Source organism: Streptomyces sp. NBC_01352, assembly GCF_036237295.1.
Lineage (GTDB): Bacteria > Actinomycetota > Actinomycetes > Streptomycetales > Streptomycetaceae > Streptomyces > Streptomyces plumbiresistens.
Map to the genome: position 1 here is coordinate 6224453 of NZ_CP108354.1, position 12367 is coordinate 6236819.

13 protein-coding genes and 1 pseudogene are annotated in these 12367 nt (G+C 69.1%); 7 read left to right on the forward strand and 7 right to left on the reverse strand.

Annotation, left to right across the window (positions count from 1 at the left end; all coding sequences use genetic code 11):
• Positions 1-30: 30 nt before the first annotated feature.
• The 3 genes from OG252_RS29065 to OG252_RS29075 all read right to left on the reverse strand — a co-directional run bounded on the left by OG252_RS29065 (position 31) and on the right by OG252_RS29075 (position 3812).
• A complete protein-coding gene (locus OG252_RS29065; RefSeq protein ID WP_329339799.1) occupies positions 31-804 on the reverse strand; it encodes an ANTAR domain-containing protein in 774 nt (257 codons plus the stop codon).
• A 323-nt stretch (positions 805-1127) separates the two neighbouring features.
• Positions 1128-1310, reverse strand: a complete 183-nt coding sequence (locus tag OG252_RS29070) for a hypothetical protein (RefSeq protein ID WP_266438053.1) — start codon at positions 1308-1310, stop codon at positions 1128-1130.
• A gap of 153 nt (positions 1311-1463) precedes the next feature.
• Positions 1464-3812 carry a hypothetical protein gene (locus tag OG252_RS29075; protein ID WP_329339802.1) on the reverse strand — a complete coding sequence of 783 codons (2349 nt, stop codon included), beginning with the start codon at positions 3810-3812 and terminating at the stop codon, positions 1464-1466.
• A 216-nt stretch (positions 3813-4028) separates the two neighbouring features.
• On the opposite strand from OG252_RS29075, the gene OG252_RS52385 reads away from it, so the two are divergent.
• The 5 genes and pseudogenes from OG252_RS52385 to OG252_RS29095 all read left to right on the forward strand — a co-directional run bounded on the left by OG252_RS52385 (position 4029) and on the right by OG252_RS29095 (position 7674).
• Entirely contained in the window at positions 4029-4316 is a 288-nt protein-coding gene (locus OG252_RS52385) for a hypothetical protein (RefSeq protein WP_443068506.1), read from the forward strand.
• Positions 4317-4746: 430 nt separating this feature from the next.
• A pseudogene (locus tag OG252_RS29080) lies at positions 4747-4858 on the forward strand (IS481 family transposase); the annotation flags it as partial.
• 226 nt (positions 4859-5084) lie between these two features.
• Positions 5085-5855 (forward strand): LamG domain-containing protein, encoded by a 771-nt coding sequence (locus OG252_RS29085; RefSeq protein WP_329339804.1) that lies wholly within the window; start codon positions 5085-5087, stop codon positions 5853-5855.
• Positions 5856-5956: 101 nt separating this feature from the next.
• Positions 5957-6556: a GNAT family N-acetyltransferase gene (locus OG252_RS29090; RefSeq protein WP_329345214.1), complete on the forward strand. Its 600-nt coding sequence runs from the start codon at positions 5957-5959 to the stop codon at positions 6554-6556.
• Between the two features lie 140 nt (positions 6557-6696).
• Positions 6697-7674, forward strand: coding sequence for a helix-turn-helix domain-containing protein (locus tag OG252_RS29095; protein ID WP_329339806.1), 978 nt, complete (start codon positions 6697-6699; stop codon positions 7672-7674).
• A gap of 60 nt (positions 7675-7734) precedes the next feature.
• Here OG252_RS29095 and OG252_RS29100 read toward each other — a convergent pair whose 3' ends face one another.
• Entirely contained in the window at positions 7735-8661 is a 927-nt protein-coding gene (locus tag OG252_RS29100; RefSeq protein WP_329339807.1) for a helix-turn-helix domain-containing protein, read from the reverse strand.
• 438 nt (positions 8662-9099) lie between these two features.
• Between OG252_RS29100 and OG252_RS29105 the strand changes: the two genes are divergently transcribed.
• Positions 9100-9435, forward strand: a complete 336-nt coding sequence (locus OG252_RS29105) for a hypothetical protein (RefSeq protein ID WP_266438070.1) — start codon at positions 9100-9102, stop codon at positions 9433-9435.
• A gap of 49 nt (positions 9436-9484) precedes the next feature.
• On the forward strand, positions 9485-10327 hold the full coding sequence (locus OG252_RS29110) for an alpha/beta hydrolase (RefSeq protein WP_329339810.1): 843 nt from the start codon (positions 9485-9487) through the stop codon (positions 10325-10327).
• Positions 10328-10351: 24 nt separating this feature from the next.
• On the opposite strand, the gene OG252_RS29115 is transcribed toward OG252_RS29110, so the two are convergent.
• From OG252_RS29115 to OG252_RS29125, 3 genes are all read right to left on the reverse strand, one after another.
• A complete protein-coding gene (locus tag OG252_RS29115) occupies positions 10352-10837 on the reverse strand; it encodes a DUF7144 family membrane protein (protein ID WP_329339812.1) in 486 nt (161 codons plus the stop codon).
• A 30-nt stretch (positions 10838-10867) separates the two neighbouring features.
• Positions 10868-11335, reverse strand: a complete 468-nt coding sequence (locus tag OG252_RS29120) for an SHOCT domain-containing protein (RefSeq protein ID WP_266438078.1) — start codon at positions 11333-11335, stop codon at positions 10868-10870.
• A gap of 168 nt (positions 11336-11503) precedes the next feature.
• On the reverse strand, positions 11504-12367 hold the full coding sequence (locus tag OG252_RS29125; RefSeq protein ID WP_266438081.1) for a YhjD/YihY/BrkB family envelope integrity protein: 864 nt from the start codon (positions 12365-12367) through the stop codon (positions 11504-11506).

Consider the following 12367-nt stretch of genomic DNA (forward strand, 5'->3'; position numbering starts at 1 on the left):
ACGGCGCGTTCGGCGGTCGGCAGTCATGCGTCAGGTTCTCTCATCTTCCTCGTTCGGTTCCTCGTTCGGTTCCGCGTCCGGAGAGAAACAGACTCGGCGGGCCACCACGTCGGCGGCCACGTCGGCGAGCCGACGGCCCCTCATATAGGCGTAGGCACGAAGTCTGACGAAGGCTTCTTCGATGCCGACTCCGAGCTGGGCGGTGAGCATGCCGCTGGCCTGGTCGATCTCCGCGCGGTACGCGCCCAGGTCCTCGAAGCTCCGGTCCGGCATCGGACCGCCGGTCGGCCCGCCCGTCTCGTCGATCCTTGTATCGAGCAGGACCAACGTCGCGAGGTCGGCGAACGCCAGTGCGTCGGCCAGTTCCTCCGAGTCCAGCGCGGTCGGCACGTCGGCATACAGGTCCAGGACTCCAGGGCTGATCGCCCCCAACTGCAGGGGGAGCGCGAAGACCGCGCGGGCTCCGGCTTCCAGGGCCGCGTCGGCGAACACCGTCCAGCGGTTCTGCAGGTCACGGGTGAGCAGATCGGGTGTCAGGACGGCCGAGCCGTGCAGGAAGGCGTCCACGCAGGGCCCTTCGCCCAGGGTGAGCTGGAGCTCTTCCAGTTGCTCGCTGATGGCGTCGGTGCTGCACAAAGGATGGCTCGGCGCGGACCGGTACATCGCCGACAGCCCGGCCCCACCGACCGGCAGCGCGGCCACGGCCGCGGTGCACACGTCGACCACACCGACCCGCGCACCACGCCGGACCGCCTGCTCGGCCACCAGCATCCGCACGCGGGACGACCGCCTGTCGGTCCCCACCCGGGCCACCCCTTCAAGGCGTTGTGACGGGGCCGTCCGTCCCGGCCGCGGTTCGTTCCCCGACGGGCCGTACCAGCGCACGGAACGTGGTCGAACCGCCCGGCCTGCGAAGTTCTCCGACGTCCTGCCACTCCCAGGAGCGGAGCGCGGCGAGAGGAGGGCGATCGGCCCGGTCCACCAACGTGGCACCGTGTGACGCCTGGTGGTCGGTCAGCAGCCGCTCCGGCAGACGACGGGCCAGACCCCGGTCCTGCGGGTGCGGCCGGATCATGACGTCACCGAACGTCAAGGCGCTGCCGGAAGCCCTGAGTTGGGCTCCTTGCTCAGCGGCGACGTCCACTTCCCCGGGGGGACCGGCCGGCCCCTACGCCGGCCATGTGCACGGCGAGGAAAGCAAGGCCGACGAACATGAGACTCGTCGGACTGAAGATCGTATCTGTCGACGTCTCCGTGACGCGGATGATGAAGGCGATGACGAAGAGCGCGCCCGCCACGAATGCCAGCATCTGTCTTCTCCTGCCGATGGACGGTGAACCACCGGTGAACCCGGTGGCTGCGCCGCTATCAGTTGGCTTCCCCGGACGGTGCCGATCAGTCGTGCGAATCCAGTGCCAGGTGGTGATGTGGGCGGGAAGGCTCGGCAACTGGCACGTTCTCGTTCAGCTCTCCGGCTGCCGAGCCAGATAGTCCTTGAGCCGCGCGTGCCGGAACTCGTAGAAGGGCCCTGTCTCTCGCAGTACGTCCCGTTCGCGGGCGTCCTCGAGGAAGCGCATCGCCCTCAGCGGGAGGACACGCAGTACCCACAGCTGCACGAACACGACCATGGTCCGCCAGCTGTTGGACACGGTGAGGCCGGCCGCGGTCCCGGTCACGACGCCGACCACCACTCCGGTGATGAGTCCGACCGGTATCGCGACCCCGAGGGGATCGTGCCGGGCGGTGGCAAGGGAATCGGTGAGCCCGGCCGCGAACCCCATGGCGAGTCCGAAGACGACGCCCGTGGAGAGGCTGTGTTTGCGGTCCTCGTTCCAGGCGGACTTCGGGCCCACGGGGGAGTCGGCGTTCGGCGCGATCCGGGCGAAGCCGTCGAGGAGGCCGAACGCGAGGACGTAGGCGATGCCGATGGCCAGGCCGACGACGAGCCCGCGCCGCGTTCCCTGGGCGAGGCCGAGCGGGATACCGCCCGCCAGGCCTGCCGGGACCCCGGTGGCGAGCCCGGCTGGGAGTCCCACCACCAGTCGGCCCAGGAAGCGAAGCAGGGGCGATGCCTGTGAGTTCGTGGTGGCCCGGGGAGGCGTCAGGTCCAGCAGTCCCGCGGCGAAACCGGTCCCGATCCCGGCTGTCAGGGCAGCCACCGGCGCCGCGATCACAGCCGCGACCGGTCCGGATGCGGGGCCGACGGTCAGCGCCACCGCACTCCCGACCGCGAGCCCGGACATCAGCCCCATCCCGGCATTGAAGCCGGCCCTCTCGGAGCCTCGGAGCAGATTGACCTGCGCGGCGCGCCGCTCGGTGACGATTCCGGTGGCGAGCCCGAGCACCGCACCGGCCACCGCGGCCGGAAACACCCCGATGACCGTCCGTTCGCCGAGTTCGTTGGTGAACCGCCCCACGAGAGCGGCGATCAGCCCCGCGGCGAGACCGCCGCCGGCTATCCCCGCGAGGATCCGCCAGGCGGCGGAGGCCCACTCGTGCATGCGCCACCACGCCAGTTCCTGTGCCTCGTCGCTGGTCATCCGCTGGGCGATGCGGCCGAGCCAGCGCTGCGCCTGGTCCAGGGTGTACGGGGTGGGGGCGTTGGGGCGGTCAGGAGGGTACGCCCGGTGCAGGATCTGCTTGAGGAGACGGTCGTGGATGTCCTCGGGAGTTCTGAACCTCCCGGGCGTCAGCAACTCCTCCACCAGCGCGGGGAATCCGTCGATCTCGCCGTGGGGGAACGCGTCCCGCAACAGGGTCAGCATCAGAGGCGTACGGAGGGCACGTGCCAGTACACCGTCGGGCTCTTCTCTGACGCGCTCGGCCAGCGGCTGCCGGAGGTGCAAGTGGACTCCGTCGGGCTGCCAGGCTGAGAGACAGTCCGCCGCCACCCCGGCGGGCACGGGTTGGAGTTCGAGCACGGCGGCCCTGGGGAGCCGCCGGATCTGCGCCGCTTGCGTGAACTGCTCGTTCCTGCTGAAGATCACCAGCCGGATGCTCTCGCTCAGTTCGCGCAGGGCGAGCAGAGCCGCGTCCAGTTGCTCGGCGTCGATGTCGTCGAAGCCGTCGAGGAACAGGGCGATGCGGTGCTCGCTGATCAATTGGGCCGGCGTCCGAGTGCTCAAGGAGGGTGCGCGCAGGGCTTTGAAGTCACTGACCAGCCGGTCGGCGAGCCAGTCCTGCACCCTCTGGATCTTCGGGTTCCAGCCCTTCGGAGTGAGCAGCACCGGAACCGGCACCCGCTCGCGCTCCCGCTCGTCCTCGATGCCCTGGCGCTCCTGAGCGGCCTTCAGAACGGTGAGAACGGCGGCTGCGGACTTGCCTGATCCGGGCTCACCGAGCACGACCACTCGACCGCTTCTCACCCCGGCGTAGACGTTGAACAGCTCGCTGAGACCGCCTTCTGCCAGCATGGCCGGTGAGGCGGGCTCGGCGTTCGGCAGAACCGCGAAGCGCGGCGAACCCACACCATGTTCGGGGTGGATGACGTCCTCGGGTCGTCCGAAAACCTGGTGGCGTGACCACACCCAGCGGACCGGCACGGGCTCGTGCTCGACCAGATTCCGAGCGCGCTGCCGCTGATCGTAAAGCTCCACGGCCTCCCTCGCGAGGGCGTCCGCCGCCTGCGCCGACGACCTCGGCGAGTCGTCGGCGGCGACGGAACCGTCCATCAGCAGGGCCCAGATCCCCAGCACCAGCGCACCCAACAGCTCCGCCGCGGCACCGCTGACCAGGGCAACCAGTTTCTCGCTGTCGACGAAGGCGAGGATGACGGAGAATCCGGCCGCGACGAGCAGCGCGAATGCTCCCAACGCCGCCCTCCGTCTGCGACTCAAACCACGGAAAGGGGACGGCATATGACGGAGTGTGACAAGGTCCAGGCAATGCCGCCACCACTTTCGGACAGCCGCTGACGTGGCGTACTCGCTCCCATGGGCGTACGTGGTGCGGGCGCGGGCCAGGAGGGCGGCGTCGATCTGAGGGTGTCGGGCCAGGACCTCACTGAACTGGCCGATGACCTGGACGACATGCAGGCCTACCTGGACAAGCAGATCAAGCGAATGGACGCGATCGTCGACCGCATCGAGGCGGGTTGGCGAGGACCGGCGGCGACGGCGTACCGCGGGTTCCACCGGGCGGCGGATGCCCCAACTGCGGGCGATCGCCGTGGACATCGACAGCGAGGTCGACAAGCTCTCGACACCGAACCGGAGGCGACCGGGTCCGTCCCTCCGCGCAACAGCCTCGATTCCTTCTGGCGGCCTCTTCAAGAGTCCCTCCGAGAGCCCCTGCGGCAACCGCGACGACACCTGTGAAACGGGGAACCATGCCGACCGGAAGCGCGGACGACGACCGCATAACCTTTTCGACCGCACCGAACGGCGGGACCAGCGGCCGCAGCGTGAGCAAGCAGCCGGTGGACGCGAACGACCCGTCCCCGGGTACAAGCAGGGCGGTATGAACGCCAAGGCGTACGACGTCACCGGCATCGACACAAGGATCCGGTGCGACAGCAGCCGCACCCCGCAGTTCACCGGTTCTCGCAGGACATCGCCGACGAGTCGACGAGGGGGACCACGCCTTGGCAGCCGCCGAACTCGGCATGGAGGTCGGCCCACCCGAGCCGTTCTCCCACGGCGCCTAGGTGTATTGATCACGAGCGTTATTGACACCGGCCGGGCTTGATCATGGCGAAGGCCTCCGTGTGTGGTGGAGGTGTCGAATCTTCACCGCACGGAGGCCTTCGTGTCCCACCGTAATGCCCGGCTGACCGTTCACGGCAGGCGACTGCTCGTCGACCGTGTCCGCTCTGGCCGTCCCGTTGCGCACCTCGCCGCGGAGATGGGCATCTCCCGTGAACACCGAACGCACCGACGCCCTGGCAGACTTCCTCCACACCTACTGTCCAGCATCTGACCGGCCGATCCGTGATCTGCGCGGTCGAAACTCCTTGCGCTTGAAGGAGGGAGGCTGGAAGATCACTCGCGTATTTTGACCAGGTTCTTCAAGACCAGGTTCTTCAAAGGGGGGTCATGTACGACAGACACCGCGCCGCGTTAATGGCGTCAGGCGCCGTCGCGCTCGTGTTCACACTCGGTGCGCTCCCTGGTGCCGCCCACGCGGTCGGCCAGGGGCACGGAACCCGGGCCGAAGAGACGTCGCTGAGCCGGGAGGGCTACTGGCCCTTGGAGGAGGCGCCCGGCGGAATCGCTCCCAATGTGGAGCCCGATGGCCTTCCGCTGACGTTGAACGGCGATGCGTGGATCTACCACAACGAGGACATCTTCGGCGATCCCGCACTGGTCGACCAGGGCGATCTCAGGCTCGACGGCGACGGTGACTGGGCGGCGACATCCGCGGCACCGGTCGGCGGGGACGGGAGTTTCACTCTCGCCGCCCGCGCTCGCCCGGCCGCAGTCGACGACAGGACCCAGACCGTCCTGTCACTCCCGGGCTCCGACGCCGACCGCGTCGTGATCCGGTACCAGGCGGCGAGCGGCAAGTGGGAAGTCGCGGTCTCCACCAAGGACAAGGCGAACGCTCCGCACGTGGTCATCACCGAGGAGCAGGCTCTGCCCGATGACGATCCCTACGGCGTGGGCGACCACTTGGCCGTCGTCTTCGACGCCCCCGCTCATGAGCTTCGCTTCTATGTGAACGGGCAACTGACCAACATGTCGACCGCCGTGGACACGACCTCGTGGACGGCCTCGGGCGGTCTGCAGGTGGGCCGCTCGGCGATCCGCGGTGAGTACTTCCGGGGCACCGTGGACGAGGTGCGCGCCTACTCCGGCGTCGCGAGCCCGACGATGATCAGCCAGATGGCCTCCCTGACCGGAGTCCCCGACCTCTGAGTCCCGGGCGGGTCGGCCGCGTCCACCGGTCGTGAAGCCCACCCGGCATGCAGGCCCGCAGCGTCTTGATCGCTGTCGAGCCCGCTGATTGGCTGGCCGGCATGACTCAACTCGGCTCCGTCGCCTGGCCGCCTGCCCCGATCAGGACCGGGAGGCTCGTGCTCCGTGAGCCCGAGGCCCGGGACCGTGCGGCGTTCATCGAGCTGCTCGCCTCGCCGGAGGTGCACACCTACCTCGGCGGCCCCCGGCCGCGTGACGAGCTCGAGCGCGAGATGTCGGGGGCGCCCGAGCGGCGCCCGGGCCTTTTCACGGTCGATCTCGACGGAGCGATGATCGGCCAGATCATTCTCAGACGGGCAACGGAGCACGGCCCTCCGGCTGCCGCTGGGAAGGCCGAGCTCGGCTACCTTTTCCTGCCGCAGACGTGGGGATACGGGTACGCCGCCGAGGCATGCACAGCGGCACTCGACTGGTTCGCCGACGAGCTTCCCGGCGAGCCGGTGGTGCTCTTCACCCAGACCGCCAACACCCGCTCGATGCGTCTCGCGGCGAAGCTGGGGTTCACTGAGGCAGAGCGGTTCGAGGCCTATGGCGCCGAGCAGTGGCTCGGCATGTGGTCTCCCCGGCCACGCCGTCCGGTTGAGCGCGTGCTCGACAGCGCGGATCCTCAACTCGACAGCACGGCAGCAACTCTGAACTGAGCGTGCGCGACACGTACCCCTGACTGCACGGGGGCTTCAGCCCATGGAGGCTCCAACTAGCCTGATTCGTCTCGTAGTGGGAGTCCGGCCGATCCCGCCTGCTCGCGGACGGCCTCGACCGGACCGGGCATGGGGGCCATATGAGCATCACCTTCGACACGACCCACGTACCACCGTCCGACCGGGCCGAGGCCGTTCGGGAGGTGATCTGGGACCGCGTCGTCCGTGTCGACATCGAGCACCATCCGCAGGCGGAACAGATCTCGGCGGTCGGCACGGTCAGCTCTGTCGGGGCCTTGAACGTCTGCTCGGTGAGGTCCAACGCGACCGTTGTCAGGCGTACCGCGGCATTGGTCCGCGACGACCTCGAACCCAGCCTGTTTCTCGGCCTTCAGGTGTCCGGGGCGAGCATGGTGGTGCAGGGCGACAGGGAAGCGGTGCTGCGCCCGGGCGACTTCGCCGTCTACGACACCACGCAGCCGTACACACTGGTCAACGAGAACGGTATCCACCAGCACTATTTCCGCATTCCCCGCCGGGAACTGGCCCTGCCCGCGGCCGCGCTCAGCAAGGTCACCGCGGTGCGACTGGGCCGGGACCACCCGGTCGCCGATCTCGCCTCGACGTACTTCGCGCGGCTGGCCCGAACCCGGCTGCGGATGGATCTCCAGCAGACCTGTTCCGTGGAACAGCCGAGCGTCGAACTGTTGCGAGCGGTGATCGCCACCTACCTCGGTGACTCCCGTCTCGCTCAGGAGCCGCTCGAGTCCACCTTGCAGTACCGGATCATGGAGTACCTGCACGCCCATCTCGCCGAGCACGACCTGACCGCGGCCCGCATCGCCCGTACGCACCACATATCAGTGCGGTACCTCTACACGATCTTGGCGCGGTCGGGGATCACACTCGGAGACTGGCTCCGGGCCAATCGTCTTGAACAGTGCCGGAAGGAACTGGGCCATCCCCGGACCAGGTCGCTGACGGTCGCAGCCATCGCTCATCGATGGGGTTTCACCAGCGCCTCCCACTTCAGCCGGGTCTTCAAGGAGGCGTACGGGGTGTCACCGAGCGAGTGGCGGAAGCTGGTGGACCAGGGCGCTGTCGGTCCCACGGGCTGACGCGTCCGGCCGACGGGGTCCTGCACCGGCCACCGACGGGGTCCTGCACCGGCCACCTCGTCAGCCGTTCAGGCTGCGCCATTCGCTCGGGGTCAGACCGTAGGCGGCCCGGAACCTGCGGGTGAAATGGCCCGGGTTCGCGAACCCCCACCTCCGGGCGACTGCCGCAACGGTCGGATGGCCCAGCTGCGGAGAGGCGAGCGTGTTCCGTGCCCCCTCCAGCCGCTCGGAGATGATCCACTGCTCCAGGCTGAGTCCCGCGCGCTGGAAGACCTCGTAAAGGTGGCGCACCGATATGGCGTGCTCCCTGGCGATCAGCCCGGCGTCGAGGTCGCGGTCGCCGAGATGGCGGCGTGCGTACGCGAGCATCCGGGTCAGGAGCGTATCGTCCATGATCTCCCGGGCGAGCGCCCCCGCCTCCTGCGAGGCCGAGACCACCAGCGCCCGTACGAGCTCGATCGTGGCGTTCGCCAGAGCCGGGGCCCCCGGGTCGGCAGCGAGCCGTTCCGTATCCCGCCACAGGGCTCGCACATGCTGCAGAACCACATCGTGCAACGGACTCGCCCGCAGCCGGAAGGTGGAGTTCCGCAGGATTTCCATCGGCAGCCCGAGACGGTCGAAGTCGATCAGTATGGCCTGGGCAGCTCCTTCTCCCGCCCAGCCGAACTCGCGAGGTGTCATCTCATTGAAGAGATAGACGTCGTCCGGGCCGACGATCCCCTGCTCACCGTCGATCTCAGCGCGGCCGAGCCCTCGGCTCTGCAGCGCCACGGCGACGATCGGCCGGCTCTCCTGCCGTACATGGCGGGCCGTGCGGGTCAGCCGGAAGCCGGTGTTGTGGGACGTGAACAGATCGAGCGCACCGATCCGCCACAGGTGCATCCGTGCCTGGAGCCCGGTCTCCGGCTCCTCGTGGACGATGCGGTTCGGCACGGAGGCGTGGGTCAGGGCGTGATGGAACGCCTCCACCCGATCGGCGGGAGGCACGGTATTCGTGTCCAACAACAGCATCTCGCCCTCCCCGTACGGTCAAAAACATTATCGACGACCGGGATTGTGCCCTCGGGCTCCGCGCGGCGGTCCCGCGTGCACAGCCGGTGGTGTGCACGGTGGGGACAGAGCTGTGCGCGTGCAGTCATCACCCGAGACCCGTCCGCCCCTAGCTTGAGTCCCGGTCAACTCAGAGGGGATGGGGGCCACATGACAGCTCGTCAGCACGTGACGCGGCGCCGAGCGGTGACCACTGGCGTGACGGCGGTGGCCGCTACCGCCCTGGCCGGGATGACAGGGATGACAGGGATGACAGGGATGACAGCGACGCCGGCCGATGCCTGTGATCCAGCGACTGCAGCGGGGGCGCTTCCCGGTCGTCGCGGTGGCCAACCCGCTGCGCGGGCTGCCCGCCGACGCCGCGCACCTCGCGGCATGTCGGCGAAGTTCCCCGGTTCGGAGCTCGAACCGGCGCTCACCGCGGTGTCCTCACCCGCCCCGGACGGGTCCGCCGGGCTCGACCTCTACATCGAGACCGTGAGTGTCCACCGGGTCTTCGCCGGCGACGTGCCCAGGTCCACCACGCGCGTGCTCGCCGCCGGGCAGCGGCCGCTCAGCGCCACGGCGTTCACCGGCCGGGCCACGTCCACGGCCTGGCACACCATCCCCTCCTGGGATCTGATCGCCACGAAGGACCGGCTGCCGCTGCTCAGCTGCCCGGACGCGGTCGCCGACATCATCAGCGCCGCCGTCCGCGGCGTACGCCCCTGACTTCGCACCGCATCAGCTCATCTTCCCGTCGACAGAACGGACTTGCGCCATGCCGGCATCGCACGACCTCGAACGTGTAGAGGAGATCAACGCCACCGGCCGCACCCCGGTGGTCTTCGTGCACGGCCTGTGGCTGCTGCCCAGCAGTTGGGACCGGTGGACCGCGGTCTTCGAGGAGGCCGGCTTCGCCCCGCTGACTCCCGGCTGGCCCGACGACCCCGAAACCGTCGCCGAGGCCAACGCCCACCCTGAGGTCTTCGCGGGCAAGAGTGTCGGTCAAGTCGCCGACCACTTCGCCGAGTTGATCGGCAAGCTGGAGCGCAGGCCTGTCGTGATCGGCCATTCCTTCGGTGGCCTCATCACCCAGATGATCGCGGGGCGGGGCCTTTCGGCGGCATCCGTGGCGATCGATCCGGCGCCCTTCCGCGGGGTGCTTCCGCTGCCGGTCTCCTCCCTGCGCGCCGCGCGGCCGGTGCTCGGCAATCCGGCGAACTATCACCGGGCCGTTCCCCTCACCTACGACCAGTTCCGGTATGCCTTCGCCAACGCGGTCGGCGAAGAGGAGGCCAGGGAGCTGTACGAGAACTTCGCGGTCCCGGCACCGGGGGAACCCCTCTTCCAGGCGGCCGTCGCGAACGTCAACCCCTGGACCGAGGTGAAGGTCGACACGCTCCATCCCGACCGCGGCCCTCTGCTGATCATCTCGGGGGAGAAGGACAACACCGTTCCCTGGGCCATCGCGAATGCCTCGTACAAGAAGCAGGCACGCAACGAGGCCGCCGTCACCGAGATCACGGAGCTGCCCGGCCGCGGCCACGCGTTGACGATCGACAGCGGCTGGCGCGAGGTCGCCGCCACGGCCCTGGCCTTCGTGAAGCGCTTCGCCGCCTGAGCGGGGACATCATGTGCCCAGTGCTCACACCCTGTGCGACGGGCGCTCTTCGGACGGTTGGCGCTCATCGGACAACGGGCGCTCCTCGGACAGGTCGAAGAGGTTGCCGCGCTGGACGACGCACAGGGCCCAGATGATGAAGCCCGAGATCGTGATCATCACCACGGACCAGATGGGGTAGTACGGCAGGGAGAGGAAGTTGGCGATGATGACGAGTGAGGCGATGGCCACGCCGGCGACGCGCGCCCACACCGCGGTCTGGAGCAGCCCGATGCTGACGATCACGGCGACCGCGCCCAGAGCGAGGTGCATCCAGCCCCAGCCGGTCAGATCCCACTCGAACACGTAATTGCGCGTCGTGACGAAGATGTCGTCCTCGGCGATGGCCATGATGCCCCGGAAGATGTCGAGCAGGCCGACAAGGAAGAGCATCACGGCCGCGAAGGCCGTCAGGCCGGTCGCCCATTCCTGCTTCGCCGTGTGTGCCGGCCGGGTGTGTGTCGCGGTCATCTTGCGCCTCGATTCATGGTGTGCGGATGCTCAGCGACCGGGGGTGCGGGCGGCGGAGCCGGCGTGCTCCGCCGGGCCGTGCCCGGTCAGGACCAGTTCCTTGGCCCTGCGGAACTCCTCGTCCGTGATGTCACCGCGGGCGCGGATCTCGGACAGCTTGCTGAGTTCGTCGGCGCTGCTGGGTCGGCCCACGCCGCCCGCGGCCTCCTTGACGCGGGCGTCGAAGGCTTCCTGCTGTGCTCGGGCCTGCGCTATTTCCCGGCGGCCCATGTTCTTGCCGCGGGCGATCACGTAGACGAAGACGCCCAGGAAGGGCAGCAGGATGGTGAGCACCAGCCAGCCGGCTTTCGCCCACCCGCTCATCGCGTCATCGCGGAAGATGTCCACGACGACGCGGAAGAGCAGGACGAACCACATGATCCACAGGAAGAACAGGAGCATGCTCCAGAAGACGCTCAGCAAGGGGTAGTCGTACGCCAGGTAGGTCTGCGCGCTCATGTCTTTTCTCCCATGTCTGTTCTCCGTCCCGGGCGCTCGCCCGGCCGCCTTGCGTGCTGTCCTCAGCGTGGCCACGGCCCGGGGCGGGTGACCTCACCCGGTGCGGGTGAGCTTGCGGGCGGCCCGGCGCTCGGTGGGCTCGACGGATGCGCTCCCGCGCGGCAGGAATCAGGGTTCGGGCCGCGTACGGCGGGGGACGGCGGCTGTCCGGTACCAGTCGGAGGAGGCGACGTACTGGCCGAGGGCGAGGCCTGAGACGGCCACCAGGAACACGGCGATCAACCAGGAGAGGAACGTGAAGACGGGCCCCAGCGGACCGAACTCCTGGAGGCTGCGCTCCATGGCAGTGGGCACGAACAGGCCGGCGGCCCAGCTCAGCACGACCGTGCCCGCGCCGGCCAGCAGGGCCCCCGGCAGCAGGTTCCGCCAGCCGATCCTGCCGCCCAGCAGCAGATGCTGGGACCACCACCACAGCAGCGTCGACGACAGCAGCGACAGCACCCCTCCGATCACCGCGCCGCCGCCGAACCCGTCGCGCAGCGGGGCCTGGACCAGGAGGACGCCCAGCCAGACGAGCAGCCAGACCAGCCAGCGCCAGACCGCGGCCCGCACCGGTGTCCGGGACAGGTGCCAGCACCGCTCGCAGACCGCCTGAAGCGCCCGGCTGAAGGCCGTGGCGGACACGAGAGTCACCACCACGCCCACAGCTCCGGCGGCGTCCCGTGGTGTGCCGGTGGCGGTGAAGGCACGGCGTACCTCGTCGAGCGTGTCACCGCGCACCCCCAGAACCGCACGGAGGGAGTCGCCCAGCAGGTCCTGCACCCCTCGGGGGGCGAACGCCGCGACGGTCATCAGCAGCGGGAGCGCGGTGATGAAGGCTTGCGCGGCCAGTCGTACGGAGCCCTCCACGATGTTGAGCGCGGACAGGCGGGGAAGCAGGCGGGCCACCGGGCCGGACCGCAGGCTCGCCAGGGCCCGCTCCACCGCCGTGTGCCTGCGGGAGGCCGGGGCGGGGCCGGGTTTCCTGGCCAT

Excerpts from the sequence above, each read along its gene's own strand:
- OG252_RS29105 (WP_266438070.1), top strand. The coding sequence starts at position 9,100 with ATGTCGGCGAAGTTCCCCGGTTCGGAGCTCGAACCGGCGCTCACCGCG.
- OG252_RS29120 (WP_266438078.1), bottom strand. The coding sequence starts at position 11,335 with ATGAGCGCGCAGACCTACCTGGCGTACGACTACCCCTTGCTGAGCGTC.
- OG252_RS52385 (WP_443068506.1), top strand. The coding sequence starts at position 4,029 with ATGCAGGCCTACCTGGACAAGCAGATCAAGCGAATGGACGCGATCGTC.
- OG252_RS29110 (WP_329339810.1), top strand. The coding sequence starts at position 9,485 with ATGCCGGCATCGCACGACCTCGAACGTGTAGAGGAGATCAACGCCACC.
- OG252_RS29095 (WP_329339806.1), top strand. The coding sequence starts at position 6,697 with ATGAGCATCACCTTCGACACGACCCACGTACCACCGTCCGACCGGGCC.
- OG252_RS29070 (WP_266438053.1), bottom strand. The coding sequence starts at position 1,310 with ATGCTGGCATTCGTGGCGGGCGCGCTCTTCGTCATCGCCTTCATCATC.
- OG252_RS29090 (WP_329345214.1), top strand. The coding sequence starts at position 5,957 with ATGACTCAACTCGGCTCCGTCGCCTGGCCGCCTGCCCCGATCAGGACC.
- OG252_RS29125 (WP_266438081.1), bottom strand. The coding sequence starts at position 12,367 with ATGGCCAGGAAACCCGGCCCCGCCCCGGCCTCCCGCAGGCACACGGCG.
- OG252_RS29115 (WP_329339812.1), bottom strand. The coding sequence starts at position 10,837 with ATGACCGCGACACACACCCGGCCGGCACACACGGCGAAGCAGGAATGG.